Origin of the sequence: Streptomyces koelreuteriae, assembly GCF_018604545.1 — a bacterium.
GTDB classification, from domain to species: domain Bacteria; phylum Actinomycetota; class Actinomycetes; order Streptomycetales; family Streptomycetaceae; genus Streptomyces; species Streptomyces koelreuteriae.
This window is the reverse complement of record NZ_CP075896.1, coordinates 4,546,378-4,570,929: the sequence shown is the minus strand read 5'-3', so window position 1 is coordinate 4,570,929 and position 24,552 is coordinate 4,546,378. Positions and strand designations below refer to the sequence as shown.

26 protein-coding genes and 1 tRNA gene are annotated in these 24,552 nt (G+C 69.7%); 18 read left to right on the top strand and 9 right to left on the bottom strand.

The genetic code is table 11. The annotated features are described in order from the left end of the window. Nucleotides 1-504 precede the first annotated feature (504 nt). From KJK29_RS20710 to KJK29_RS20700, 3 genes are all read left to right on the top strand, one after another. Nucleotides 505-960 (top strand): hypothetical protein, encoded by a 456-nt coding sequence (locus KJK29_RS20710; protein ID WP_215120639.1) that lies wholly within the window; start codon nucleotides 505-507, stop codon nucleotides 958-960. 284 nt (nucleotides 961-1,244) lie between these two features. Next, complete coding sequence (locus tag KJK29_RS20705) at nucleotides 1,245-1,706, top strand: GntR family transcriptional regulator (protein ID WP_215120638.1); 462 nt, start codon at nucleotides 1,245-1,247, stop codon at nucleotides 1,704-1,706. A 1-nt stretch (nucleotide 1,707) separates the two neighbouring features. Further along, nucleotides 1,708-2,274: an HD domain-containing protein gene (locus KJK29_RS20700; RefSeq protein ID WP_215120637.1), complete on the top strand. Its 567-nt coding sequence runs from the start codon at nucleotides 1,708-1,710 to the stop codon at nucleotides 2,272-2,274. Here KJK29_RS20700 and KJK29_RS20695 read toward each other — a convergent pair. Together KJK29_RS20695 and KJK29_RS20690 are read right to left on the bottom strand one after the other, a co-directional pair. After that, complete coding sequence (locus KJK29_RS20695) at nucleotides 2,262-2,735, bottom strand: NUDIX domain-containing protein (protein ID WP_215120636.1); 474 nt, start codon at nucleotides 2,733-2,735, stop codon at nucleotides 2,262-2,264. The two genes, KJK29_RS20700 and KJK29_RS20695, sit on opposite strands and share 13 nt — an antisense overlap. A 2-nt stretch (nucleotides 2,736-2,737) precedes the next feature. Beyond that, nucleotides 2,738-3,496, bottom strand: a complete 759-nt coding sequence (locus KJK29_RS20690; RefSeq protein ID WP_215120635.1) for an XRE family transcriptional regulator — start codon at nucleotides 3,494-3,496, stop codon at nucleotides 2,738-2,740. A gap of 704 nt (nucleotides 3,497-4,200) precedes the next feature. On the opposite strand from KJK29_RS20690, the gene KJK29_RS20685 reads away from it, so the two are divergent. The 12 genes from KJK29_RS20685 (at nucleotide 4,201) to KJK29_RS20630 (ending at nucleotide 14,790) form a co-directional block, all read left to right on the top strand. Further along, nucleotides 4,201-4,458, top strand: coding sequence for a DUF6284 family protein (locus KJK29_RS20685; protein WP_215120634.1), 258 nt, complete (start codon nucleotides 4,201-4,203; stop codon nucleotides 4,456-4,458). Further along, nucleotides 4,455-5,345 carry a DUF2637 domain-containing protein gene (locus KJK29_RS20680; protein ID WP_215120633.1) on the top strand — a complete coding sequence of 297 codons (891 nt, stop codon included), beginning with the start codon at nucleotides 4,455-4,457 and terminating at the stop codon, nucleotides 5,343-5,345. The genes KJK29_RS20685 and KJK29_RS20680 overlap by 4 nt, the downstream gene beginning before the upstream one ends. Before the next feature lie 61 nt (nucleotides 5,346-5,406). Further along, nucleotides 5,407-6,438 carry a phosphoadenosine phosphosulfate reductase family protein gene (locus KJK29_RS20675; RefSeq protein WP_215120632.1) on the top strand — a complete coding sequence of 344 codons (1,032 nt, stop codon included), beginning with the start codon at nucleotides 5,407-5,409 and terminating at the stop codon, nucleotides 6,436-6,438. A gap of 28 nt (nucleotides 6,439-6,466) precedes the next feature. Further along, nucleotides 6,467-6,964 carry a hypothetical protein gene (locus tag KJK29_RS20670; RefSeq protein WP_215120631.1) on the top strand — a complete coding sequence of 166 codons (498 nt, stop codon included), beginning with the start codon at nucleotides 6,467-6,469 and terminating at the stop codon, nucleotides 6,962-6,964. Nucleotides 6,965-6,981: 17 nt separating this feature from the next. After that, complete coding sequence (gene traA / locus KJK29_RS20665) at nucleotides 6,982-7,569, top strand: plasmid transfer protein TraA (RefSeq protein WP_215120630.1); 588 nt, start codon at nucleotides 6,982-6,984, stop codon at nucleotides 7,567-7,569. Between the two features lie 12 nt (nucleotides 7,570-7,581). Continuing rightward, on the top strand, nucleotides 7,582-9,663 hold the full coding sequence (traB, locus tag KJK29_RS20660; protein ID WP_215120629.1) for a plasmid transfer protein TraB: 2,082 nt from the start codon (nucleotides 7,582-7,584) through the stop codon (nucleotides 9,661-9,663). 158 nt (nucleotides 9,664-9,821) lie between these two features. Continuing rightward, a complete protein-coding gene (locus KJK29_RS20655; RefSeq protein WP_215120628.1) occupies nucleotides 9,822-10,268 on the top strand; it encodes a hypothetical protein in 447 nt (148 codons plus the stop codon). Nucleotides 10,269-10,359: 91 nt separating this feature from the next. Next, nucleotides 10,360-11,313 (top strand): bifunctional DNA primase/polymerase, encoded by a 954-nt coding sequence (locus KJK29_RS20650; protein ID WP_251057879.1) that lies wholly within the window; start codon nucleotides 10,360-10,362, stop codon nucleotides 11,311-11,313. Further along, nucleotides 11,310-11,729, top strand: coding sequence for a hypothetical protein (locus KJK29_RS20645; RefSeq protein ID WP_251057878.1), 420 nt, complete (start codon nucleotides 11,310-11,312; stop codon nucleotides 11,727-11,729). Before KJK29_RS20650 ends, KJK29_RS20645 begins: the two co-directional genes overlap by 4 nt. Then, nucleotides 11,726-12,880: a DUF3631 domain-containing protein gene (locus tag KJK29_RS20640; RefSeq protein WP_215120627.1), complete on the top strand. Its 1,155-nt coding sequence runs from the start codon at nucleotides 11,726-11,728 to the stop codon at nucleotides 12,878-12,880. Before KJK29_RS20645 ends, KJK29_RS20640 begins: the two co-directional genes overlap by 4 nt. A gap of 245 nt (nucleotides 12,881-13,125) precedes the next feature. Next, nucleotides 13,126-13,326 carry a helix-turn-helix domain-containing protein gene (locus KJK29_RS20635; RefSeq protein ID WP_003991911.1) on the top strand — a complete coding sequence of 67 codons (201 nt, stop codon included), beginning with the start codon at nucleotides 13,126-13,128 and terminating at the stop codon, nucleotides 13,324-13,326. Nucleotides 13,327-13,392: 66 nt separating this feature from the next. Further along, nucleotides 13,393-14,790 carry a tyrosine-type recombinase/integrase gene (locus KJK29_RS20630; protein ID WP_215120626.1) on the top strand — a complete coding sequence of 466 codons (1,398 nt, stop codon included), beginning with the start codon at nucleotides 13,393-13,395 and terminating at the stop codon, nucleotides 14,788-14,790. 44 nt (nucleotides 14,791-14,834) lie between these two features. Here KJK29_RS20630 and KJK29_RS20625 read toward each other — a convergent pair. Then, nucleotides 14,835-14,908 (bottom strand) — tRNA-Thr (locus KJK29_RS20625). A gap of 237 nt (nucleotides 14,909-15,145) precedes the next feature. Here KJK29_RS20625 and KJK29_RS20620 point away from each other — a divergent pair. The 3 genes from KJK29_RS20620 to KJK29_RS20610 all read left to right on the top strand — a co-directional run bounded on the left by KJK29_RS20620 (nucleotide 15,146) and on the right by KJK29_RS20610 (nucleotide 17,739). After that, nucleotides 15,146-16,228 carry an ABC transporter ATP-binding protein gene (locus tag KJK29_RS20620; protein ID WP_215120625.1) on the top strand — a complete coding sequence of 361 codons (1,083 nt, stop codon included), beginning with the start codon at nucleotides 15,146-15,148 and terminating at the stop codon, nucleotides 16,226-16,228. A gap of 219 nt (nucleotides 16,229-16,447) precedes the next feature. Next, complete coding sequence (locus tag KJK29_RS20615) at nucleotides 16,448-16,906, top strand: hypothetical protein (RefSeq protein WP_215120624.1); 459 nt, start codon at nucleotides 16,448-16,450, stop codon at nucleotides 16,904-16,906. 101 nt (nucleotides 16,907-17,007) lie between these two features. After that, complete coding sequence (locus KJK29_RS20610; RefSeq protein WP_215120623.1) at nucleotides 17,008-17,739, top strand: nucleotidyltransferase family protein; 732 nt, start codon at nucleotides 17,008-17,010, stop codon at nucleotides 17,737-17,739. A 90-nt stretch (nucleotides 17,740-17,829) separates the two neighbouring features. On the opposite strand, the gene KJK29_RS20605 is transcribed toward KJK29_RS20610, so the two are convergent. The 6 genes from KJK29_RS20605 to KJK29_RS20580 all read right to left on the bottom strand — a co-directional run bounded on the left by KJK29_RS20605 (nucleotide 17,830) and on the right by KJK29_RS20580 (nucleotide 24,254). After that, nucleotides 17,830-19,533, bottom strand: coding sequence for a DoxX family protein (locus tag KJK29_RS20605; protein WP_215120622.1), 1,704 nt, complete (start codon nucleotides 19,531-19,533; stop codon nucleotides 17,830-17,832). Nucleotides 19,534-19,661: 128 nt separating this feature from the next. Further along, nucleotides 19,662-20,597: a 23S rRNA (guanosine(2251)-2'-O)-methyltransferase RlmB gene (gene rlmB / locus KJK29_RS20600; RefSeq protein WP_215120621.1), complete on the bottom strand. Its 936-nt coding sequence runs from the start codon at nucleotides 20,595-20,597 to the stop codon at nucleotides 19,662-19,664. 130 nt (nucleotides 20,598-20,727) lie between these two features. Beyond that, entirely contained in the window at nucleotides 20,728-22,125 is a 1,398-nt protein-coding gene (gene cysS, locus KJK29_RS20595) for a cysteine--tRNA ligase (protein WP_215120620.1), read from the bottom strand. 103 nt (nucleotides 22,126-22,228) lie between these two features. Then, entirely contained in the window at nucleotides 22,229-22,723 is a 495-nt protein-coding gene (ispF, locus tag KJK29_RS20590) for a 2-C-methyl-D-erythritol 2,4-cyclodiphosphate synthase (protein ID WP_215120619.1), read from the bottom strand. Next, on the bottom strand, nucleotides 22,713-23,477 hold the full coding sequence (ispD, locus tag KJK29_RS20585) for a 2-C-methyl-D-erythritol 4-phosphate cytidylyltransferase (RefSeq protein ID WP_215120618.1): 765 nt from the start codon (nucleotides 23,475-23,477) through the stop codon (nucleotides 22,713-22,715). The genes ispF and ispD overlap by 11 nt, the downstream gene beginning before the upstream one ends. Nucleotides 23,478-23,771: 294 nt before the next feature. Beyond that, the gene (locus KJK29_RS20580; RefSeq protein WP_003953493.1) at nucleotides 23,772-24,254 is read right to left on the bottom strand and encodes a CarD family transcriptional regulator; all 483 of its coding nucleotides are present in this window, start codon (nucleotides 24,252-24,254) and stop codon (nucleotides 23,772-23,774) included. Between the last annotated feature and the right edge of the window lie 298 nt (nucleotides 24,255-24,552).

Here is a 24,552-nt window from a genome sequence, read left to right as displayed (position 1 = left end):
CTCTCGTTACCGTGAAAGAGCCCAACTTCTCCACACACAGTCGTCGGTCAGTGCACTCTGGGTGTGAGGGGGGATATGGCGTTCGGCTGGAGACGCAAGAGAGAGCACCTCGAAGACGATCTTGAGCTGTCTCAGTACGGAAACAACACTCGTCCGAAGGGCGGACCAGCGTTTCGCGCTTCCCCCCGAGACAGGGACAAGGGGGAAGTCTCGATGACGCGAGGGCGGCTGTCTGCTGAACGAGCGCACAGGGTGGTAGGTCTTCAGGCGCCACGTGAGGGGGATGGCGTGAGATGGACCACAGTGGGGAGACTCAGAGAGTCTGGTTTCGTAGTAGTGCCTAAGCCCACACAGGGCAACCCGAACCATGTTGTGGTGTCAATCCCAGGTCGCGGCGACTGGGCGCCGGAAGATGCGAAGCGCTTTGACCAGTGCTTCACTGAAGATCCGGAGTGGCTGGAGAGTGTTTCGACGCACTCCCGGAAGGAAGGGAACGGGTAGGTGATGGAACGAATCGTTCTGGAGCTTGAAGCTCGGCCGTGGCTTCCCTCTAACTCCGTTCGCATGATCCGTGAGCTGAACTACTACGACATGCCGACAGAGGGCATCCTGAGGCACCGCTTCCTGCCGCGCTACTACTTCTTTGCCTGCATCGATGGTGCCGTGAATGAGTACAGCATGTGGGTGTACGTGTCGATTTCACGGTCTGAGGCTCGCCAGCTCAAGAAGCTGCATGGCAATGCGCTTAGGCACTTCGAGGCAGGGCTGCTGGTCAACCGCCCTGTAGACGCGGTCATGGCCCATGAGGACCGAGGCATTGTGCAAAAGGGGCAGGCGAAGATCGTAGTGGAAGGGCCACTTCCCGCATCCGAGCCTACGTTGGCACAAGAGGCTTGGTCCTCTGTAAACAAGCAGATCAGGGCGGAAGCTGGCGCAATCGAGCGCATGGTGCCCTGCTAGTCGTTGCCGGACGCCAGTTGGGGCGGGCTGCAGCCCGCCCCAACTGGCGTCCGTGGCTGGTGCTTGCTGGCGAGTTGACCGCACCTTTCACCTCGGCATGAATCCGAGGATCAGAGAGCCTGCCTGCTCAGTCTGCGGACCTCATCACTTGAGCGAGCCGCTAACGAGCCTCTTCGCCCAGCGCTCAAAGAAGGTCGGGGATGGTCCGTCCGTCCTCCCTCCGCGCCGGTCATGAGTCGTGGGAGTGTTAGATCTAGCGACGAGCGAGCGGAGAGGGAGAGCGAGTGTCACGGCAGGCCAACCCTCGGGGGACCTTCCTGAAGATCGCCGACACTCTGAAAGCCTGGATCGAAACGAACCCAGCCATGGCGGAACTGCCGGCTCTCTCTGAGGTAATGAGGGATCACGAGGTTTCCCGGGGGGTCGCGCTCCGTGCTTTCGCTGTGCTGAGGCAGGAGGGTGTGGCTGAACCGGTGCCGGGCGGACGGTGGCGTGTCATACGCGCTGGGGTGGCGGTCGAACGGCGCCCGCTCGAACAGCGGATCGCGGACATCATCACGGCTGACGGTCTCGAAGTGGGGCAACCATTCCCCAGCACTTCTGTGCTGGCAGAACGGTTCGGGGTCTCACGCCCCACAGTGACCAAGGCACTGGAGAAGTTGGAGACCGCCGGCATGCTGGCGGGGGGCGGACAGGGCAGGGTGCGGACGGTCCGCGCTGTGCCGACGCGAGAGGAGCGTTCATAGCTTGCCGAAGTTGACCGAGTGGGCCTATCCCCTGGCTGAGTCCCTGCTCGCCGAGCCATTGCCGCGGCGGTGGAAGCACTGCCTGGGGGTCGCCGAGAGGGCGCGCACGATCGCGCTCGTCCTCGGACAGGACGCGGACCTGTTGGAGGCCGCGGCGGTCCTGCACGACATCGGCTACGCGCCGGACCTCGCCAAGACCGGCTTTCACCCGCTGGACGGCGCGCGCTACCTCCGGGACGTGGCCAGCGCCGACGAACGGGTCATCAACCTCGTCGCCCACCACTCCTGCGCCTGGATGGAGGCGGACGCGCGCGGCATGCGCGAGGAGCTGGAGGGCGAGTTCCCTCGCGAGAGCGCGCACCTGAACGACGCGCTCTGCTACTGCGACATGAACACCACACCAGACGGCACGTCTACGAACCCGATCGACCGGATCAACGAGATCGCCGGTCGGTACGGGCCGGACAGCCTGATCGGGCAGTTCATCCGCCGGGCCGAACCGGAGATCCTGGCCTGTACATCCCGCGTACTCGAACGGGTCGCCACAGTCAAGCGTCAGCCGATGTAGGGAGCAGTGCGCGCCCGGTCCAGGGCGTGCTCGATCCGGAGCCGCATCGTGGGGTGCACGTCCAACGTCGTCAGGTCCGCTGGGTCGACCCAGCGGACCTGAGTCGTCTCGTTGCTCGTGCGGAGTTCACCTCCGACCGGCCGCGCGCGAAAGCAGATGCTGAACTGCTGGCGTACCTCTCCGTCGTCGTACTGCATCACATGCCCGGGGTCCGTGTAGATCCCGGACATGTTGACGACTTCCGCCTTGATCCCGGTCTCTTCCCAGACTTCGCGCACGACAGTGTCGCTGATCGACTCCCCCACGTCGTGACCGCCACCAGGCAGTGCCCAGCGCCCGTTGTCGGAGCGCTGAATCATCAGCACCTGTCCTGCATCCCTCTGCACGAACGCGACGACGGACGGCACGACCGAGTTGGCCGGCGGGGCGTCCGGGTCGTGCAAGTAGTCGATGCGTCCCATGCTCAAGCTCCCGTGATGTCGCGTTCGGTTACTGGCCTGGCGCCTTCCCAGGTCTGCTGAACGCTATTGGCGAAGGTGTCGAACAGACCACCACCTGGGAGGCGCCGCAGATGGAACACCGGTGCCATGTAGGCGCCGATGCCGTACACGTGGGTGTTGGCCAACATCTCGTCATCAGCCCGGTAGATCGAGTTGTAAAGCACCGTGTCGTGCAGGCGGAAGGCAATCTCGGGGTGGCTGGTGAACAGTGGGCGGTAGTTCACCAACGCATTACGGATCTTGCCATCCATGATGCGATGCCCTTCGTCGATGCCGCGTCGGACGACGGCTTCGCACTCCGGATCGCCCATCAGCACTCGAATGCGGACGCCGCTCTCGGCCTTCTCCTTCAGCGTCGAGAAGAAGAGCGGGTCCTCCGCCAGGTAGATACCGGCGTACACGAGGATGTCGATGCGCTCCGTGGCGCGCTCGCACATCTGGCGCCAGAGGGCTGACGGCACGACGTGCCGGTGGGGGTAGACAGCCGCGATCTCCGCTTTGGTTAGATCCGCTGCGCTTTCGACAGCACGGCTGTCATCCCACAGCGTCGTCACGTCGACGTTCAGCGCCGCCGCCGTTGCGTACTGGTGACGCCGGTACGGGACTTTGCCCTGCGTGATCCAGCGTTCGATCGTCTTCGGGATGACGCCGATCTCTTCGGCGAGGCTCTGCACGGTCATGCCGCGGGCGAGGAGGGCGGACCGTAAACGTTCGTTCGACATCTGCACCCCCGTAGGGACTTCTAGGGACTTCTTGACCGTAACTAGAAGACCGACAGCTGTCTATGCGCGGGGTAACCAACTCCCCTGACCAGCAGCGATTCTGAATGTGCGCCAAGAAGTTCCGGCGCGAAACCAGGAGGTTCCGTCGGCGTACTTGACGGACCCTCATGCAGTACCTGTAAAACAGGTACTGCACATGCCGACCACCTCGGTCGGAACGCGGCTTCATGCCGCATGCGCAGAAGGCGGGGACGCTGCAATCCCGCTGAAGGCCAGGCAGAACAGGGCTTCGGCCCGTACTGGCGAGGTGGCCCGGCGACCGCGAGCAACGGCCGGAGGGTGGGGACGTGGTCCCCCTTGCAGTGCTTCATCCCTGTTCATCTCGCCTGAGAGGTATTCCAGTGCACCGACGAAGACCATGGGCGCCGCCGTCATGGACCGGCCGGCGGGCGCCAGGACGTCACCCGGGTCCGTGAGCGGCACGCACGCTCACGGCCGAACGGTCCGCTCTCGTCCTGCCATCGCAGCGGCTAGCGCTGCGGCCGGTTGCCTCCCTCGCCCGTCCGGGCCCGCGTACCGCGCGGGGTCCGTACGGGCGGGGTGTGGGGAGCCGAGACGTTCCCCGCTTCAACGGCGAGCGGCCCCCGGGGTGCCACCCGGGAGCCGCGGTCGGGCCGTTCACCCTTCGAGAGGAACCACGACCCATGAAGATTCTCCCCCTTCACTCGCAGTCCGACATCGACGCGGCCGAGCAGGACCGCGAGCCGTCGTTTGCGGAGCTGGATGCGATCGAGCAGGAGATGCCGCTGATCGAGGCTGACGTCGAGTTGCTTGACGCGCAGATCAGTCTGCTGGACAGGCCGGTCACGGCGTTCGACGCGCGGCGGCTGCGGCGGGCCCGGCGTCAGGTGCTGGTCGCCCGTCGGGACCTGACCAACAAGATTGTGGCGGGGGCGGCATGAGCGCGTCCGCCTACGTCGACACCGGGTCGACAGGCGTCGAGTCCCGGTCGACGCCCGTCAATGCCGAGCACGGGATCACGGTCATCGCGGCCGTACTCACGGTGGTGCTCACGGCGGTGGCGTTCTGGCTGTCCTACGAGCACTTGCAGGAAGTCGCCGCCGAACACGGCATGGCCGACGCCGTCGCCCGCTCGTGGGCGTGGCCGGCCACCGTGGATCTGTTCATCGTGATCGGTGAGCTGTTGATCCTGCGTGCCTCGCTTGCCCACAAGGTCGACTGGTGGGCAATCGGCCTGGTCACCGCAGGTGACGGGGCCTCGATCGCGCTGAACGTGGCCGGGGTCGGCAAGGACGCCAACGCCCTGGACTACGTGGTCGCCGCCGTTCCGCCGGTGGCGGCACTACTGGCGTTCGGCGCGCTGATGCGGCAGGTGCATGCCTACCTCGCCCGCAAGGCATTGACGGGCGTCACCACCCCGCCGCCGGGCGTCAACGAACCCTCGACGCCCGTCAACGTCAGCGTCGACCGGCCGCCGGCCGCACCCGCAGCGCCGTCCCTGTCGGAGCCGGAAGCGGCGGGGGAGTTGCCCGTTCTGCCGGTGGGCGTCGAGGGCGCATCGGCGCCCGTCGATGCCGAGCCGGTTGCCGTCGAAGCGCGTTCGACGGCCGTCGACCTATGCATGCCGGTGATCTACCCGAACCGGGTCGATCAGGTGGTGCGGGCGCTGTACGGGACCGACTTCACTCAGCCGAACACCGCCCGCATGACGATGGCCATGGCCGGGCTCGGTCTCGGTGCATCGGAGTCGACGGCCCGCACGGCGCGCGGCCGGGTCAAGGCGCGTGAGCCGTACCTTGCCGACTTCCCCACCGCGATCGCCGGTTGAGGGGGTTGAGGTGACTGCACGCAACAAGCGGCGCCAGTCGGCCGGGGACATGTTCCCCGGCATGCCCTCCCTGCTGCCGAAGAAGCCGCCCAAGGCGGAAGCCGAACCCGAGGCGATGACCTTGGATGAGGCGATCGCTCGCTCGTTCGCGATCTATGACCGGGTGCTGGCCGCGTTCCCGGTCGTGGCCACGATCGGGCTGTTCTCCGGCGGCAACGACTCCGTGGTCGTCAACCATCTCTTCCGACACCGGGTGGATGCGATCGCGCACGTCAACACCGGAACCGGGATCCCGGAGACCACCCAGCACGTCCGGGACGTGGTCGCCGCCTGGGGCCTGCCCCTGCACGAGCTGCACCCGAAGAACTCCTACCGGGATCTCGTGCTGGGCAACGTGCTCTCCACTCGGGGCCAGAACATTGGCCGGCAGGTGTGGAAGGGCTTCCCCGGCCCGGCCGGGCACAGCGTGATGTACCGCAGGTTGAAGGATGAGCCGCTGCAGCGCCTGCGCGGGCAGATCATCGGCCGTCACGGGCGTAGTCGCAATGCCGTCTACCTGGGCGGCATGCGCTGGGCGGAAACCGACCGGCGCTTCCGCAACGCCGAAGAGGTCGACCGCGAGGGCGCCCTGCTCTGGGTGTCCCCGATCGTGCACTGGACCGATGCCCACATGCGCGAATACCGCGACCGGCACCGCTGCACCCTCCCGCACCAACACGCCGAGCACCAACTGTGCTGGCTGGACGCGCTGCCGCTGAACGAAGTCACCGTTCACCTGCACATGTCCGGGGAGTGCCTGTGCGGAGCGTTCGCCAAGCCCAATGAGCTCGATGAGATCGAGTTCTTCTACCCCCACGCCGCCAAGCCCCTGCGGGAGCTTGAGCGCGAGGCCGAAGCGCTCGGTCTGCCCGCCTGCAAGTGGGGTCAGCGTCCGCCCGGCCCGCGCAGTCGCCGCCCGGCCGGGCGGCTCTGCCGCAAGTGCGACGGCATCGAGGGCCAAGCCGACCTGCTCGCCGAATGGCGCGAGTCCGGCCTGATCACCCCGAATCAGTTCGCCACCTTCACCCGCACCGACGAACAGCCCGCCGCCTGAAACCCACCGACTTCATCGGGAGTTCGCTGTGTCCAGCCGTACCCGTGCCCGCTCCGTGAAGACGGCGGCGGGCGTCCACACCGTCCGTATCCCTCGTCAGCGTGGCCGCCGTTCCGACCCGTTCGTGATCGTCGTCCCCGAGCGCCCCTCCCTGACCCGCGAGGCCCTCGGCTTCATCGGTCGTGGCCTGTGGCACTTCCGCCGCGCCCTCGCCCCCACCGGCCTCTCCGTGCTCGCGTTCCTGGTGGCCGGGCTCCTGCACGCCATCGCCTGGTGGTCGTCCCTGGTTGTCGCCCCCGTGGCGGCGGTGCCGGTGGTGTGGCTGCTGGTCATGCAGCGCCGTCGCCCGGCCCGCGCCGCCGCGCTCGGCTGGCGCATCGGCCTGACCGTGCTTGCCACGGCCGCCGCTGTGTGGCTGGCGCTGGCCGCCGGGTTCGGGCCGCTGAACGGATCGCTCGCGCTGCTGTGGCTGCTCATCCTCATCGCCGCGCAGACCGCGTGGCTCATCATCCGCCCGTCCCACTGACCTGAGGAGATCGCCACATGGCAGACAACGGATCCGCCAACCGGGCCGCCAACCGGCGCTACCGCCAGGCCCAGCACGCCGGCCGCCCGCTCATCGACGAGACCGGCCACAAGAGCAACAAGTTCGCCAACGCCGGGGCCGTCGCCGGCGGCTTCGTCGGGGCGCTGGGCGGCTCGATGGTCCCACCGATCAACGTCACCGTGAACAACAACAAGCGCGGCTCCGGCTCGAACGGGCGCCGGTCGCACGCCGAAGCCCTGCTCCCCGCACCCGACTTCACCTCCCCCGCGCAGGTGCGGAACTACTGCAACACCCTGCGGGCCGCGGCCGTGACGCTCTCGATCGAGGTCGCTATGGGCACCGAGATCCTCAAGGGCGTCCTCGCCGCCGTGCCGGACCCCGAGGGCCGCGCGTTCGGCTCCCGGATCCGCGCGGCCAAGGTCGCCCGGAAGATGAACAAAGCCGCCGATGACCTGCGCAGCGCCGCCAAGAACGCCGCCGCCTGCTACGCCACGTTCCAGCAGGAATTCGAGGAAGAGATCAACCGCGTCCGTCACCGTGCCCGCAAGCCGAAGCAGCCGGTCATGAACTGGGACCAGCAGTAAGGAGGCCGACCCATGGCAAGGAACAGCAACGGCCGCGTGCGGCACACCGACTTCCTCGACAACGGCCTCGTCGCCGAATACCGAGGCGACGGCCTCCTCCCCGGCCAGTCCCCCGCCGGCGGCGGGGTGGGCGGCTACCTCCTGTCCCGGGCGATGCCGCACCTGCCACCGTGGCTGGCCGCCGCCGGCATCGGCATCGCCGGCGGGCTCGGCAGCCTGAAGTGGGAGGAAAGCGCGGCGGCCGGGGTCGGCCTCACCCTCGCCTCCGTCATGCTCACCGGAGCCACCTGGTGGATGGGCAAGTCCACCACCGCCCAGCGCCGCCTCCACTCCGCGATCACGGTGGCGTCCGCATCGGCCTGGACCACGGCCGCGTGCCTGGCCGGGCCCACCGCCGGACCGCTGCCCGACCTGTACATGATGGGCGCCCCGGCACTGGCGCTCTCGTGGAACATCCGCATGATCCTGCGCCGCAACCACGAGGCCCCCGGCGAGAGCGGCGACAAGGGCCTGCTGGAGAAGGTCGGGCTCGCCCGGGCGCAGATCGGGCAGGCGAAGGTGGAGCCCAACCGGGTCACCGCCCCGCTCGCGGTAGAGGCCGGTGAGCAGACCAACGACGACGTGTCCAAGGCCCTGGCCCGGATCGCCTCCGCCCTCGACCTGCCCACCTCCGCCGTGCGCTACCAGCCCGACCCTGACTCCTCCCGGCGCGGGGAACTGGTCATCGTGCCTGAGGACATGCTCGCCCAGGCCGCGTACTGGGAGGGACCGTCGAACCTCGGTGGTTCGATCGCCGATCCGCTGGTGATCGGCCGCTACGACGACGGCTCCCCGATGTACCTGTGGCTGCCCGGGGACCCAGACGCCGGCCGCAACGGCACGCACGTGCTGGTTGCGGGCGGCACCGGGTCGGGCAAGGGCGAGACGGCCCTGAACCTCCAGACGGAGATCCTGTCCCGGCGGGATGTGCTGCTGTGGCTGTCGGATCCGAAGATGTTCCAGGACTTCCGCCCGCTGCTGCCCGGCATCGACTGGGCCGCCGAAGGCGGAACCCCCACCGAAGTCATGGTGGAAGCGATCCAGGCCGTCATCCCCGCCCGCACCCGGTGGCTGGGACAGCACAACTACCGCCAATGGGTCCCCGCGGCCGCCGAAGTGCAGAACGATCCCAAGCACTCGTGCCGGCCGGACGGCCGTGCCTGCGGCTGCCCCGGCACGCCGTACCTGGTGGCGTGGATGGAGGAGGCCGCCAGCACCCTGCGGGCCCTGGGGGACGACGCGTTCACGGGCATCGCGCAGGAGGCCCGGTCCGCCGGTGTCTCGCTGATCGTGTCGCTTCAGCGGCCGTCGTATGACCAGATGTCCACCAGCACGCGGGCCTCTCTGCCGTCGGTGATCGCGCTCGGCTGCGACCCGCGTGATGAGTCGTTCTCCCTGCCGGACACGGTGCTGGACGCGGGCGCCCACCCCGGCGCCTGGGGCAACCGCCGCCCGGGCTACTGCTACCTCGTCACCCCGGGCATCGACGAGACCCGCTACGCCTCACCCGGCCGCACCTGGGGATTCGGCCGCGACGCGATCTCCCGCATGGAGGTCCTCGCCGACTGGGCACAACGCAACGGCGCCGAGGCCGACCCCGTCACCGCCGGGGCCGCCTCCAGCGTCGCCGGCAACGCCTACACCGGCCGCAGCCTCCCCTACGGCAATCCCACCGCGCACACCGCCACGGATGAGGACGACATGGACGACACCGGGTACGGGCCCCTGGTCGACCCCGAGGACGACCACATCGACCCCGAAGCCGAACTCCCCGAGCCCGAGCAGGGCGACGACGCCCCGATCTTCGGACAGGACAGTGGCCGCAAGCCGAAGCCGGACGAGGCCCGGCGCCTGTTCGCCCAGGCGCTGGAAGAGTTCGAGCGGGACGGGCACATGGTCGTCGGTCCCAAGGACTTCAACGACTGGTGCGACCGCAACCAGCTCTCCCGGCCGTGGGTCTCCGCACGGCTCAAGGAGGCCTACGAGGACGGCCGCCTGGAGCCGACGAACACCACCGGCCGGTGGCGCATCGTCCCGGCCCTGACGGCCGCCTGACGCCTGACACCGTCACGGCCCCCTGACACCCAAACCCCTAGGCACACGCGGTGTCACGCACTCCTGACACCACCCGCTGACACCCCCTGACACCCCACCCGAACGGGCCCGCGCCACCACCGTGACGCGGGCCCGCCCCCATCCCGGAGGCAACCACCGTGGCCCGCCCCGAACAGCCCACGGCCATCGAAGTCCACCACCCCCAGCCGATACCGACGCACCTGCCGGCCGCGCCGATCGTCCCCGTCCAGCCGCACACCGTGCCGGCCGTCGCGAGCGTGGTCCTGCCCGACGGGCGAGTCGTCACCGGCTACGCCATCAACCCCGTCCAGCCCGAACCGATCGCGACCAAGCCGCCGATCTCCCGCACGGCCGTGAACGTCGCCCTCGGCGGCATCGGGTTCCTCGCCGTCTGCGGCGGCCTGCTGCTGCTCACCTCGTTCATCGCGGCCCTAACCGCGTTCGTCACCCAGCTCATCACCCTCGCCGCCGTCATCTTCGGCGGCTGGATCACCGTGCAGGTCTTCAGCGCGAGCGGCCACCAGGGCGGAACCACGGTCAACATCCGCAAGGCCGTCATCAAGCGGAACAAGTTCCACAGCTAGCTACGCCAAGGGCGGTCCCCACATCTCGCCAAAGACCCGGGACCGCCCTTGCCCAACCAGCCCACTACAGACCTGTTGGAGGGCACCCAGCATGACCCATCCCACCAGCGTCCGGCGAGTAGGCAGCATCCTGACTGCCGATCTGGCCTGTCTGCCGCTGTTAGCCTCCGCCCTCACGGCGGCTGAGCGCGGCTGGCCGGTCATCCCGCTGCACCCGTACGCGAAGCGGCCGGCCGGGCACGCCGAACGGGCCTGCCCCGGCACCGGGCGCTGCGCGAGCGGGCACCGCAAGCCCGAGCAGCGCGCCACCACCACCCCCGACCTGATCCACGCCACATGGGCGACGCGCCCCTACAACGTCGGCATCGCGACCGGCCCGGCCGGACTGCTCGTCATCGACCTCGACGTGTGCAAGCCCGAAGAGCCAGAAGGAGCGCCTGACGGCGCCACTTCCCTCGAAGCGCTCTGCGAGCGCACCGGCCAGACCGTCCCCACCACCTACCGGGTGCGGACCGCACGCGGCGGGGAACACCTGTACTTCACCGCCCCGCCCGGGGTGCGGCTGAAGAACAGCGCCAACCGTCTCGGGCCACACATCGACACCCGCGCCTGGGGCGGCTACGTCGTCGCCCCCGGCAGCACCACCCCCGACGGCACCTACGAGGTGACCGACGAGGCGCCCGTGGCTCCGCTCCCGGCATGGCTGGCCCCACTGCTCACAGAGCAGCCCAAGCCCGCCGTCGTGGAACTGGCGCCCGTGCGGGACGGCACCCGCGCCGCCCAGGTGGCTCTGGAACGCGAATGCGCGGTCATCACAGGCGCGACCGAGGGCGGGCCCAACGGCCGCAACAACACCCTGCACAAGAGCGCCTGCAAGGTCGCACGGTTCGTCGCATGGGGCCACCTCCCCCGGGACGTGGCAGAGCAGGCAATCCAGGCGGCGGGGGAGACTACCGGCCTGCCGCCGGCCGAGTGCCGCGCGACCATCCGCAGCGCCATGGACTGGGTCATCGCCCACGCCACACCACGGCAGGCAGCCTCATGACCGGCCCCAACTCCCCCCACCTGGACTGCCCCACAGCCCCCACCACCGGCCCGCGCGCCGCTCCACAGCCTGTGGACCCGGCGGCCCTGGGCGAGCCGAAAGGCGCCGCCCGCAAGGGCGTCCCCACTGCCCTTCGCTCGAACCGGTCCCCGGCACGGCCGGGAGCCGACCCGACACCGGACGCCCCCGGCATCCGGATCTTCGCCCCGCCCGTCTACCGGCACCACTACGACGGCGCCCGCTGGTCCACCAAGCCCGGCGCCCTGCCCACTGCCGCCTACGCCTGCCCCTGCGGACAGACCGGCGCAGCCCGCGGCAAGGACGCCGTGGCCGCCTTGGTCGCCGACTACGACGCCCACCAGCACGCCTGCAAGGGAGCTCCCGCCCCGCACACCGAAAGGAGGAACGCCGCATGACCGACAACACTCAGGCCGCCCCGTCCATCGACGGCGCCGCCCTGCTCAACGAGGTCGAAGCGTTCCACCGCCGCTTCAACGTCTTCCCGACCGAGGCCGCCTACGTCGCCGTCACCCTGTGGGACGCGCACGCGCACCTGCTGGACGCGTTCGAGTCCACCCCCCGCCTGGCGTTCCTCTCCCCCGAGCCGGGCTCCGGCAAGACCCGCGCGCTGGAGATCTGCGGAACTCTGGTCCCGCAGCCCATGGTGGCCGTCAACGCCTCGCCCGCCGCCCTGTTCCGCGCAGTCTCCGGAATGGAGGACGGACGGCCCACGATCCTCTTCGACGAGATCGATACCGTGTTCGGCCCCAAGGCCAAGGACAACGAGGAACTGCGCGGCCTGCTCAACGCCGGTCACCGCCGAACCGGTGTCTCGTACCGGTGCGTTGGGGACGGTGGCAACCAGAGCGTGCAGGCGTTTCCCTCGTACGCCGCGGTCGCTGTCGCCGGTCTCGGCTGGCTCCCGGACACGATCCTGACCCGCTCGGTCATCATCCGCATGCGCCGGCGGGCCCCCAACGAGACCGTGGAATCCTTCCGGAGCCGTCTTCACGAACCCCAGGGGCGCGCCCTGCGCAAACAGCTCGCCGCCTGGGCGGACACCGTCCGCGACCAGGTGCAGGACGCCTTCCCCGAGATGCCCGAGGGCGTCTCGGACCGGCCGGCGGACGTGTGGGAACCGCTGCTCGCCATCGCCGACGCTGCCGGAGGCGACTGGCCACAGCGAGCGCGCGAAGCGTGCGCCGAGTTGGTCGCCGCCGCCACCGTGGGGGACAAGGCGTCCCTGGGCATCCGGCTGCTGACCGACCTGCGCGACATGGTGTTCAACGGCGCCGACCGGATGCCAACCGCGCAGATCCTCGCCGCGCTCAACGCCATGGACGAGGCGCCCTGGGCCGACATGGGCGGCAAGCCGCTCGACTCCCGGCAACTCGCCAAGCGGCTCGGGGAGTACGTCACCGCCGACAACACCCCGATCAGGGCCCGCAACATCCGCACCGGCGCCGGAGTCGTCAAGGGCTACTACGCCGCCGACCTGCACGACGCGTGGAAGCGCTACTGCCCCGCGCCGACGGAGTCCGCTACACCCGCCACGACCACCGACTGACCACCCTCTGACCAGCGGAAACGGCGTAGCGGCTGTTACCCGCGTAACCCGCTACGCCCCCGCTACAGACACCGCAGAACCGCTACAGCCCCCGAGCGCGTAGCGGACCCATCCGCTACATCCCGCGCGACCGCTACGCCGGAAACCCGCTCTGACCTGCGACGTAGCAGCAGTGGCGCATGTAGCGGACCTACGGGCAAGGGGGCCCGCCTCCCCCAGAGTCTCCGATCAGGAAGGCAGTCTTCATGAGCACCGCGCTCCCGCCCTCCGACCAGTTGCTCTACACCCCGACGGAAGCCGCCACGGTTCTCCGGTTCGGGCGCTCCACCGTCTACGAGCTGATGGCCGAAGGGGTCCTGAGGTACGTCAAGCGGGGTCGTTCCCGCCGCATACGTCGCAGCGACCTGGAGGCGTACGTCAACGCCCTCGAACCGGTCTCCCACTGATCCACGCCCCCGCCAAGGCGCCCCCGGACACCCCGTCCGGGGGCGCCTTCCGTATGGAGGAGCACGTTGAGCCCCCGCAAACCGAACATGGAATCGTCCATCTACCTCGGTAGTGACGGCTGGTGGCACGGCCGAGTCACGATGGGCGTCAAAGACGACGGCAGTCCCGACCGACGCCACCGCCGAGCCAAGACCGAGACGCAGATCAAGCGCAAGGTTCGCGAGCTGGAGGACCTCCGCGACCGGGGCCGCGCCCCCAAGGCCGGCCGCAAGCCCACCGTGGCCCAGTGGATGACCACCTACCTGACCGACATCGCGAGCCTGAAGCTCAAGCCCCGCTCCCTGGACGACTACTGGTCCAAGACCCGCAACGACATCATCCCCGGCATCGGCCAGCACCGAATCGACAAGCTCCAGCCGGAACACCTGGAACGGATGTACCGCAAGATGCTCGACGCTGGGCACGCGGAATCCCACGTCCTCAAGGTGCACCGCATCCTCTCCCGCGCCCTGAAGATCGCCCACCGTCGCCGGATCATCGTCGAGAACGTGGCGACCCTCGTGGACCCGCCGACCGTCGACGAGACGGAGACGAATCCGTTCTCGATCGAGGAAGCGAAGGCCTTCCTGGAGGCCGCCGCCAAGCGGCCCACGTTCATGCGGTGGGTAGTCGGTGTCGGCATGGGGTTCCGGCAGGGTGAGGCCCTGGGATTCCGATGGAAGTACGTCGACCTCGACAACGAGCTGTTCCACCCCCAGTGGCAGCTTCAGCGCCTCACCTGGCGCCACGGATGCAAGAACGCCCACGCCTGCGGCGAACGACTTCACCGATTCGACCTCTGCCCGCCCGAATGCCGGACGCACAAGAGCTACAAGCGGGGTTGTCCAAAGCCGTGCCTGAGGGACTGCACAAAGCACGCCAGTGTCTGTCCCGACCGCAAGGGCGGCGGTCTCGTCTTCACCCGCCCCAAGACCAAGAAGAGCCGGAACGCCGTCCCTATCCCGCCCCCGTTCATCCCGTACCTGCTGGAGCACAAGGCGCAGCAGGAGGAAATGCGCGCCGCGGCGGGCGACGAGTGGGAGGAGCATGACGCGCTCTTCACCCGGCCGGACGGCCAGCCGATCGATCCCCGCGACGACTGGGAGGAATTCAAGGACCTGCTCGAAGAAGCAGGCATCGACGACCGGCGCCAGCACGACGGCAGCCGACACACCGCCGGCACGATCCTGAACGAGCTGGGCGTGGACCTCCCCACGATCATGGAGATCCTCCGCCACTCCCAGATCGGCCAGACTCGCCGGTACGTCAAGGGCAGGTCCCACCTCGCCAAGGCCGCCATGCTCCGCATGGGAGACACCTTCCTGCCGGGCCCGGTAGCCGTCCCGGAAGCCGCGTCTGAGACCACAACTGAGACCGGGGACAGCCGCGCGGCCCGCGCCCGGCGTCGCCGCCGCGTCCGCTGAACGAAAAACCCCAGGTCAGAGAACATCTGGCCTGGGGCAGGAAGAGCCCCCTGTCGGATTCGAACCGACGACCTACGCATTACAAGTGCGTTGCTCTGGCCAGCTGAGCTAAGGAGGCCCGTACGGGTGTGCACCCGCACGTGCCCGAGCAGTGTACCCAGGTCCCCGAGGGGCCCCGTCGAAAATTTCCGCGAAGTTCACAGGGGCGGAGGTACTGACAGACCAGGTGAACGCCAGGTACGGTCCTGAGCCAGTTCACACGCGTGGACTACACCACAACGGAATTCCGTCGTGGCACCGCCTTCCTACTCGGATCGTCCGGCACGTTCCTGCCGGTAGAAGGGGTTAGTTCATCATGGCCACTGTCTCGTTCGACAAGGCGACCCGGATCTACCCGGGCACCGAAAAGCCCGCTGTTGACGCGCTGGAGATCGACATCGAGGACGGCGAGTTCCTCGTCCTCGTCGGCCCGTCCGGCTGCGGCAAGTCCACCTCGCTCCGCATGCTCGCGGGGCTCGAGGACGTCAACGCCGGCGCCATCCGCATCGGCGACCGCGACGTCACGCACCTGCCGCCGAAGGACCGGGACATCGCCATGGTGTTCCAGAACTACGCGCTCTACCCGCACATGACCGTCGCCGACAACATGGGCTTCGCGCTCAAGATCGCCGGCGTCAACAAGGCGGAGATCCGGCAGAAGGTCGAAGAGGCCGCGAAGATCCTCGACCTCACCGACTACCTGGACCGCAAGCCGAAGGCGCTCTCCGGCGGTCAGCGCCAGCGTGTCGCCATGGGCCGCGCCATCGTGCGTGAGCCGCAGGTCTTCCTCATGGACGAGCCGCTGTCCAACCTGGACGCCAAGCTCCGCGTCAGCACCCGTACGCAGATCGCGAGCCTGCAGCGCCGCCTCGGCATCACCACCGTCTACGTCACCCACGACCAGGTCGAGGCCATGACGATGGGCGACCGCGTGGCGGTCCTCAAGGACGGTCTGCTCCAGCAGATCGACACCCCGCGCAACATGTACGACAAGCCCGCCAACCTCTTCGTGGCCGGCTTCATCGGCTCCCCCGCGATGAACCTGGTCGAGGTGCCGATCACCGACGGCGGCGTGAAGTTCGGCAAGTCGGTCGTCCCGGTGCAGCGCGACGCGATCGCCGCCGCCACCGACAAGACCGTCACCGTCGGCGTCCGCCCCGAGCACTTCGACGTCTCCGACGCCGAGCAGGGCCTCGCCGTCACCGTCAACGTCGTCGAGGAGCTCGGCGCCGACGCCTACGTCTACGGCACCGCCAAGGTCGGCGACGACTCCAAGGACCTCGTCGTCCGCGTCAGCGGCCGTGACGTCCCGGAGAAGGGCAGCCAGCTGCACATCGTGCCCCGCTCCGGCGAGACCCACGTGTTCTCTACGTCGAGCGGCGCGCGCCTGTCCGACTGACGGCAACCGCAAACACCCGACCTCGGGTAATTCACCCAGGTTGACGAAGAAGGCCCCGCAGAGCGCTGCGGGGCCTTTCTCGTTGTCGACAAATACCCCGGCAGACCGGACGTTTCGAGCAGTGTGCGTCAACCCCTTACCCAAAAATGGGCCCCTGCCCATCCCCCGAACCGGTGACTAAATGTCTACATTCCATTACCCCGCGCTACCCTCACACGCGTGAAGCACTCCACTACCCAACAGACGCGACGCGGCCGGGGCGGCCCCGCCCGCCGGGTCGGCCGCACCCTCGCCTTCGTCCTGCCCCTCGTCCTGGTGCTCTCCGGGACCCTCGCGGTCAGCCGAGTCAACTGGTCGGGGAGCTCCTCCGACCCGATGCTCACCGCGGCGGACACCGCCATGTCCGCCGGCACCTCGCGTGCCGCCAAGCGGGCTCCACAGGACGTCCTGCGCGACCAGCTGCTGACCGAGCTGCAGGAGCAGAACCCGGGCGTCGCCCTCACCCACCTCCAGCAGGCCGTCGACGACCGCCCGTCGCTGGCCCGGCACTGCGCCTCCCTCGCCCGCGCCCTCGGCCAGGCCGCCGTCCGGGTCTACGGCCCGACGCGCGCCCAGTCCTACGCCCGCCCGGTCTGCGACACCGCCTTCGCCACAGGCGTCGCCGCCGCACACCGCTGAGCACACCGCCCTGCCACCGGGTGGGACGTCGATCACGGCAGACGCGGGACCCACTCGTCCGCCGCGAAACCCGGGCGGGACGCCCCGTACAGTTCGGTCTCATGAGCGATCCGAGCGCCGCGTCCCGCCCCGTTCAAGCCGTCGTTCTGGCCGGCGGCCAGGGCTCCCGGCTCCGTCCGTACACCGACGACCGGCCCAAGCCGATGGTCGAGATCCCCGGGACGGGGACGCCGATCATCGGCCATCAGCTGTCCTGGCTCGCCGAAGAGGGCGTGACGGACGTGGTGGTCTCCTGCGGCCACCTCGCCGAGGTGCTGCAGACCTGGCTGGACACGGCCGATCTGCCCGTCTCCGTCACCACGGTCGTGGAGTCGGAGCCCCTCGGCCGCGGCGGCGGCCTCAAGTACGCCGCGGCTCATCTGCCCCACCCGGACCAGCCCTGGTACGCCACCAACGGCGACATCTGGACCCGGTTCTCGCTGCGTGACATGGCCGACTTCCACACCGAGCGCGACGCCATAGCAACCCTCGCCCTGGCCCGGCCCCGCCTGCCGTGGGGCGCGGTGCGGACGGACGGCTTCGGCCACATCACCGACTTCATCGAGGCCCCGCCGTCGACCTTCGAGATCAACGCGGGTGTCTACGTCTTCTCCCCCGAGTTCGCGGGCCTGCTGCCGCAGCGCGGCGACCATGAGCGGACGACGTTCCCCCGCCTGGCCCGGGAGCAGCGCCTGGCCGGGTTCACGATCCCGCAGGGCTCCTACTGGCGTGCCATCGACACGGCGAAGGACCTGACGGAGGCGGCGAAGGAACTGGCCGCGCAGGGGCGCTGAGAGCCCCGAGCGACGAGCGAGAGAGCGCGACGAGCGAGAGAGAGGGCCCGCACCTGATGGTGCGGGCCCTCTCTCGCTGTCGTCGGCCGGCTAGCCCAGCAGGCCGCCCACCAGGCCCGGCTGGCCCGAGGAGGAGCCGTCGCCGGTGCCGCCGGTGGAGCCGGAGCCGCCGCCCGTGGTGGAGCCGCCGGACGTGGGGCCGGAGGTCGTGCTCGGTGCCTCGTCGGCCGGGGAGGACTGCCGGGGCGGGGTCTGGCCCGCGCTGCCCTGGGTCTGGCTGGGCGAACCGCCGGTGACGGTGCCGCTGCCCCGGGTGGCGTCCGGCCGGGTCGTGGTGCCCGCGCTGGGGCTGGCCGTGCCGGCCGTGGCGCCCTGGGTGGGCGACGTGGAGGCCGACGGGGTCTTCTTCTGCTGCCGCTTGGGTTCGCCCGGGAGCGGGGAGCCCGGCAGCTCGTTGCGCGGGGCCTCGCCGGGGCCGGGGACGACGACCCGGTCGGCGTCGCGGACGGCGCCGCCGAGCAGCGAGCCGACGAGCAGGGTGAGGCCCGCGGCGATGGCGGTGACGAGGGCGCCGCGGCGCAGTACGTAGCTGCGCAGGTCCCAGATGTCGGCGCGGGGTCCGAGGCGGCGCCAGGCGCTGCCGGCCAGTCGGCCGTCGACGGAGTAGACGGGGGCGCCGGCGATGATCAGCGGGGACCAGGCGGCGAGGTAGATGATGTCGGGCGTCTCGTAGGCGGGGACGCTCTTCCAGCTCACGGTGACGAGCAGCGCGGCCGAGAGCAGGGCGCCGAAGAAGGCGGCGACGCGCTGCCAGCAGCCGAGGACCGTCAGGACACCGACGATGACCTGGGCGAAGGCGATGACCAGCCCGGAGCCGACCGGGTGCTGCAGGGCGAACTGGCGCAGCGGCTCGGCGACTTCCCAGGGGTGCAGGGTGTTGAGCCACGTGACCATGGAGCCGCGCTTGCCGCCGTCGAAGTAGACGGGGTCGCACAGCTTGCCCATGCCGGCGTAGATGGAGATGAAGCCGAGGAACACGCGCAGCGGGAGCAGGACGACGCCGAGGTTCATCCGGCGGCCCGGGTAGTAGGCGTGCCGCGCCGGGTCGTCGGCGTGGCGCCTGGCGGCCCGCCCGGTCTCGTCCGCGCCGTCGTCGAGGTTCTCGAAGTCCTCGTCCACGTAGGCGGGTTCGTCGTAGGCGCTGCCGACCGTACGCATGGGGGGCAGCAGCCGGGTGTCGTCTGAGTGGGTGCGCTGAGGGCCGACGACGGGGGTCTCGACCGTCTGCTCGAGGTCGTCCTCGTATCCGGCGCCGTAGCCCTCGCCCTGGTATCCGGTGCCGCCGTAACCCGTGGTGCCGTAGCCCGTGTTGCCGTGGCCGGTGCCCGGGCGGGCGATGACCTGGGTGGCTCCGGCGTCGGCGACGGGCTCCTCGGTGTGGCGGACGCTTTCGTGCCGCACGGCCTGGAGGAGCCGGTGGGCGCCGGTGTCGTCGGGCGCTGACTTGCCGCTCCAGACGACGGGCCGGCGACGGGCGGTGGCCCCGTCCGCCCCGCCCCCGGCGGTGGCGACGGGGAAGCGGGCGGTGTCCTCGCTGGCGGTCAGGTGCCGTGCGACCCGTGGGGACTGGACGCGACGCGTCGAGACGCCCAACTGCACGCGGAAAGACGCGTGATTGACGATGACCTGAGCCGGGTCGCTCGGCACCTTCACCATGCTCAGCGCGGGAGCGTCGTCGAGTCCCGACGAGCGGTCCCCCGTGGGAGTGCGGGGTGTTCTGGTGTCCACACTCATCTAACCGAGTGACGTCGCGATAGGACACTGCTTTGACCGGCCGGATCTGTCCGGACCCCGTCAAGCTTGCCCTTGTCGCCCCGACACCTCCGGAATTACCCCGTACGGGTGAAGTTCCGGATGCCTGTTCAGCGACGTCGGCGCGCCGCCTCGTAGAGCACGATCCCCGCCGCCACACCGGCGTTGAGCGACTCGGTGCCGCCCGGCATGGGGATCCGCACCAGGTGGTCGCACGTCTCGCCGACGAGCCGGCCCAGGCCCTTGCCCTCGCTGCCGACGACGATGGCGACGGGCCCGCCGAGGGCCTCCAGATCGCCGAGCTCGGCCTCACCGTCGGCGGCGAGGCCGACGACCACGATGCCGGCCTTCTTGTACTGCTCCAGCGTGCGCGTCAGGTTGGTGGCGCGGGCGACGGGCGTACGGGCGGCGGCGCCGGCGGACGTCTTCCAGGCACCGGCGGTCATCCCGGCGGCACGCCGCTCGGGTACGACGACGCCGTGCCCGCCGAAGGCCGAGACGGACCGGACGACCGCGCCGAGGTTGCGCGGGTCGGTCACCCCGTCGAGCGCGACGATCAGCGGGTCCACGCCCTCGTCGGCGGCGGCAGCGGCCAGGTCCTCGGGGTGGGCGTACTCGTACGGCGGGACCTGGAGCACCAGGCCCTGGTGGTTCAGCCCGTTCGTCATCCGGTCGAGCTCGGGGCGCGGCGCCTCCATGAGGTTGATGCCCCCGCGCTCGGCGGCGAGTTGCAGAGCCTCGCGCACCCGCTCGTCGCTGTCGACGAACTGCTGCACGTACAGCGTGGAGGCCGGTACGCCCTCGCGCAGCGCCTCGACGACGGAGTTGCGTCCGACGACCAGCTCCGAGGTGCCCTTGGCGCGCGGGCCCTTGGTGCGGCTCTGGGCGCGGCGCGACTTGGCCTGGGCGGCGCGCTGCTTGGCGTGCCCCTTGCGCGCCTCGGCGGGCGGCGTCGGCCCCTTGCCTTCCAGGCCCCGGCGCCGCTTGCCGCCACTGCCGACCTGCGCGCCCTTCTTGCCGGACATGCGGCGGTTGTTCGCGGCCATGAGCTACCCGTCTCCGTGAAGTGGTTCGTACGTACGTCTGCGTACGTCTGTTGCGTCTGTGCTTGTTATGTCTCTGCAGTGTGCCGCCCGGAGGCCCGGGCGGCACAGTCGATCAGCCGTGGGCCTTGTCTCAGCGGGGGCCGAGGCTCCAGCGCGGGCCCTGCGGGCTGTCCTCGATGACCAGGCCGGACTGGCCGAGCTGGTCGCGGATGGCGTCCGCGGTGGGCCAGTCCTTGCGGGCCCGGGCGGCCTCGCGCTGGTCGAGGACCATGCGGACCAGCGTGTCGACCACGCCGTGCAGGTCTTCGCCGCGGTCGCCTTCCCCGGCCCAGTGCTCGTCGAGCGGGTCGAGGCCGAGGACGCCGAGCATCGCGCGGACCTCGGCGAGCCGGGCCACGGCGGCTTCCTTGTCGTCGGCGGCCAGCGCGCTGTTGCCCTGGCGGACGGTGGTGTGCACCACGGCGAGCGCCTGGGGCACGCCCAGGTCGTCGTCCATGGCCTCGGCGAAGGCGAGCGGCACCTCGGGGGCGGGCTCGACGACGCCGGCCTTCTCCACCACGCGCTGCACGAAGCCCTCGATCCGCGCGAACGCCGACTCGGCCTCGCGCAGTGCCTCCTCGCTGTACTCGATCATCGAGCGGTAGTGCGGGGTGCCGAGGTAGTAGCGCAGCACGATGGGACGCCAGCGCTTGACCATCTCGCTGACCAGGACCGAGTTGCCGAGCGACTTGGACATCTTCTCGCCGCTCATGGTGACCCAGGCGTTGTGCACCCAGTACCGCGCGAATTCGTCGCCGTAGGCCTTGGCCTGGGCGATCTCGTTCTCGTGGTGCGGGAAGACCAGGTCGAGGCCGCCGCCGTGGATGTCGAAGGCGGTGCCGAGGTACTTGTGCGCCATCGCCGAGCACTCCAGGTGCCAGCCCGGGCGGCCGCGGCCCCACGGCGTCTCCCAGCTGGGCTCGCCCGGCTTCGCCGCCTTCCACATGGCGAAGTCGCGCGGGTCGCGCTTGCCGGTCTCGCCGGCGCCGGACGGCTGCTGGAGGTTGTCCAGCTCCTGGTTGGACAGCTCCAGGTAGCCCGGGAAGGAGCGCACGTCGAAGTAGACGTTGCCGTCGGCCTCGTAGGCGTGCCCGCGCTCGATGAGGCCGCGCATCATCTCGACCATCTCGGTGATGTGGCCGGTGGCACGCGGCTCGTAGGTCGGCGGGAGGCAGCCGAGGGCGTCGTAGCCGTCGTTGAACGCGCGCTCGTTCTCGTAGCCGATGGACCACCAGGGGCGGTTCTGGTCGGCCGACTTGGCGATGATCTTGTCGTCGATGTCGGTGACGTTCCGCACGAACGTGACGTCGTAGCCGCGGTAGGCGAACCAGCGGCGCAGGATGTCGAAGTTCAGGCCGGAGCGGATGTGGCCGATGTGCGGGGCGGCCTGCACGGTGGCACCACACAGGTAGATCGAGACGCAACCCGGCGTGAGCGGGGTGAAGTCACGGATCTGCCGGGCGCTGGTGTCGTACAGGCGAATAGTCACGACACCAGGGTAGTAGGCCGTGGCGTATGTACGGCACCGTTCCCGCGTGCGGGTGCGTGGGGGCTTGTCGCGCAGTTCCCCGCGCCCCTAAGAGTCGGACCGGTCATCCCCGTTTCACGACCAGGGCCGTTGCCACCGCCATCAGGCCCTCGTCGCGTCCGGGGAAGCCCAAACCGTCTGTTGTTGCCCCCGACACCGATACCGGTGCTCCGGCCGCCTCCGAAAGGATCTTCTGCGCCTCGTCCCGCCGCTTCCCGATCTTCGGTCGCGGGCCCACCACCTGTACGGCGATGTTGCCGATGCGGAAACCGGCCTCGCGGACGATGCGGGACGCCTCCGTCAGGAGGGCGACGCCCGATGCGCCGGACCACTCCGGGCGGCCCGTGCCGAAGTGCTGACCCAGATCGCCGAGGCCCGCCGCGGAGAAGAGGGCGTTGCAGGCGGCGTGGGCTACGACGTCCGCGTCGGAGTGGCCTGCCAGGCCAGGGCCCTCGCCCTCCCACTTCAGGCCGGCGCACCACAGCTCGCGGCCGTCCTCGAAGGCGTGGATGTCGGTGCCGATGCCGACCTGGGGCAGCGGGAAGTCGTCAGAAGCCATCGTTGAGCCTCCTGCGGGCCAGGACCGCCTCCGCGAGGACCAGGTCGAGGGGGCGGGTGACCTTGAAGGCCTCCTCGTGGCCGGGCACGGCGACGACGGTGAGGCCGAGCTGCTCGACCATGCCTGCGTCGTCGGTGACCTCGCCGGTCACGGTCTCGTGCGCCCGGACCAGCGTGGCCCGGTCGAAGCCCTGCGGGGTCTGCACGGCGCGCAGCAGCGCGCGCTCCGGCGTGGCGACGACCGGCTCCGGCTCGCCGGGGGTCCGCGCGGGCTCGACCTGCTTGACGGTGTCGGCGAGCGGCAGCGCCGGGACCACGGCCGGGGCACCGTCCCGTACGGCCTCGATCACGGCGTCGACGGTGTCCACCGGCACCAGCGGGCGGGCCGCGTCGTGCACCAGGACGATGTCGTGGCCGGACGGCAGCGCGTCCAGGCCGAGCTTCACGGACTCCTGGCGGGTCTGCCCGCCCGGGACGACGAGGAAGTCCGTCCGCTCGGGCAGCGCGTGCGCGTCGAGCAGCGACCTGACCTCGGCGGCACCGTCGGGCGGGGCCACCACGACGACCAGGGAGACGGCACGGGAGGCGGCCAGCGCGCGGACCGCGTGGATGAGCATGGGCGTGCCGCTCAGCGCGCGCAGCGCCTTGGGGGCGCCGGGGCCGAGCCGTACACCGCGGCCGGCGGCCGGGATCACGGCCGCCGTACGGGCTGCCGCGGGGGCGGCCGGCGGCGCAGGGCGTGATTCGTCAGACATCGGTTCCTGTCAGGTTTGTGTTCTGGCCTGGCGTGGGTATGGCCTGGAGGAGTGCCGGGCGCGACGCGCTCGACCGGACCCTTCCGTGACGCTGGTCGAGCCGGCTGCCCGGGCCCGGCACGCCAAACAACCGGGGCGTGAGTGATAACACATCCCGGAGTGGCGGTGCACCGGCATCCGAGTACGAACATGCCGCAGCGCCCGGCGACAGGAAATTCGTCATCGGGCACCGCGGCATTTCGATGTGCAGCGTGGATCAAGCATCAAGCAGAGTGCTGATCGACGGGTTTCGCCTCAGGAGGCGAGCACCTCGTCGAGCAGGGCCTCGGCCTTGTCCTCGTTGGTGTTCTCCGCGAGGGCGAGTTCGCTCACCAGAATCTGGCGGGCCTTGGCGAGCATGCGCTTCTCGCCCGCGGAGAGTCCGCGCTCGCGCTCACGACGCCACAGGTCACGCACGACTTCCGCGACCTTGATGACATCGCCGGAGGCGAGCTTCTCCAGGTTTGCCTTGTATCGACGGGACCAGTTCGTGGGCTCCTCGGCGTACGGTGCGCGCAGCACCTCGAAGACCCGGTCCAGCCCGTCCTGACCGACCACATCACGCACGCCGACGAACTCCGCATTGTCCGCTGGCACACGCACCGTCAGGTCGCCCTGGGCGACCTTCAGCACCAAGTAGGTCTTGTCCACGCCTTTGATCTGACGAGTTTCGATAGCCTCGATCAGCGCGGCCCCGTGATGGGGATAGACCACGGTGTCGCCAACCTTGAACGTCATGTGACAGGTACCCCTTCCGTGGCTATCCAGGGTAACACGGAAACTGCGGGTTCTGAATGGCGTTTTCGCAGGTCAGGGCATATCTCGGGGCTTGACAAGTCCGACAGGAACGTGCTTCGACAAGGGGATGGAAGAAGGTATTCGCAGGTGGGAGCGGCTGTCCGGGGCGAGCGAAACGCGTACGTTACACGCATCCGAAGCACCCTCCAGACGGCTGAACATCCCGATATGTCCCGTTCCGTATGATCGACTTCCGCTACTCCGTTCGGACGGCCGAGCGGGGTTCAGGTCGAATCCG

Coding starts and splice junctions, on each gene's coding strand:
- KJK29_RS20605 (WP_215120622.1), bottom strand. CDS start 19,533: ATGAGTGTGGACACCAGAACACCCCGCACTCCCACGGGGGACCGCTCG.
- ispD (WP_215120618.1), bottom strand. CDS start 23,477: ATGTCTGACGAATCACGCCCTGCGCCGCCGGCCGCCCCCGCGGCAGCC.
- KJK29_RS20610 (WP_215120623.1), top strand. CDS start 17,008: ATGAGCGATCCGAGCGCCGCGTCCCGCCCCGTTCAAGCCGTCGTTCTG.
- KJK29_RS20640 (WP_215120627.1), top strand. CDS start 11,726: ATGACCGACAACACTCAGGCCGCCCCGTCCATCGACGGCGCCGCCCTG.
- KJK29_RS20690 (WP_215120635.1), bottom strand. CDS start 3,496: ATGTCGAACGAACGTTTACGGTCCGCCCTCCTCGCCCGCGGCATGACC.
- traA (WP_215120630.1), top strand. CDS start 6,982: ATGGCAGACAACGGATCCGCCAACCGGGCCGCCAACCGGCGCTACCGC.
- KJK29_RS20680 (WP_215120633.1), top strand. CDS start 4,455: ATGAGCGCGTCCGCCTACGTCGACACCGGGTCGACAGGCGTCGAGTCC.
- KJK29_RS20580 (WP_003953493.1), bottom strand. CDS start 24,254: ATGACGTTCAAGGTTGGCGACACCGTGGTCTATCCCCATCACGGGGCC.
- KJK29_RS20695 (WP_215120636.1), bottom strand. CDS start 2,735: ATGGGACGCATCGACTACTTGCACGACCCGGACGCCCCGCCGGCCAAC.
- KJK29_RS20620 (WP_215120625.1), top strand. CDS start 15,146: ATGGCCACTGTCTCGTTCGACAAGGCGACCCGGATCTACCCGGGCACC.
- KJK29_RS20635 (WP_003991911.1), top strand. CDS start 13,126: ATGAGCACCGCGCTCCCGCCCTCCGACCAGTTGCTCTACACCCCGACG.
- KJK29_RS20710 (WP_215120639.1), top strand. CDS start 505: ATGGAACGAATCGTTCTGGAGCTTGAAGCTCGGCCGTGGCTTCCCTCT.
- KJK29_RS20650 (WP_251057879.1), top strand. CDS start 10,360: ATGACCCATCCCACCAGCGTCCGGCGAGTAGGCAGCATCCTGACTGCC.
- KJK29_RS20645 (WP_251057878.1), top strand. CDS start 11,310: ATGACCGGCCCCAACTCCCCCCACCTGGACTGCCCCACAGCCCCCACC.
- KJK29_RS20675 (WP_215120632.1), top strand. CDS start 5,407: ATGCCCTCCCTGCTGCCGAAGAAGCCGCCCAAGGCGGAAGCCGAACCC.
- ispF (WP_215120619.1), bottom strand. CDS start 22,723: ATGGCTTCTGACGACTTCCCGCTGCCCCAGGTCGGCATCGGCACCGAC.
- rlmB (WP_215120621.1), bottom strand. CDS start 20,597: ATGGCCGCGAACAACCGCCGCATGTCCGGCAAGAAGGGCGCGCAGGTC.
- traB (WP_215120629.1), top strand. CDS start 7,582: ATGGCAAGGAACAGCAACGGCCGCGTGCGGCACACCGACTTCCTCGAC.
- KJK29_RS20685 (WP_215120634.1), top strand. CDS start 4,201: ATGAAGATTCTCCCCCTTCACTCGCAGTCCGACATCGACGCGGCCGAG.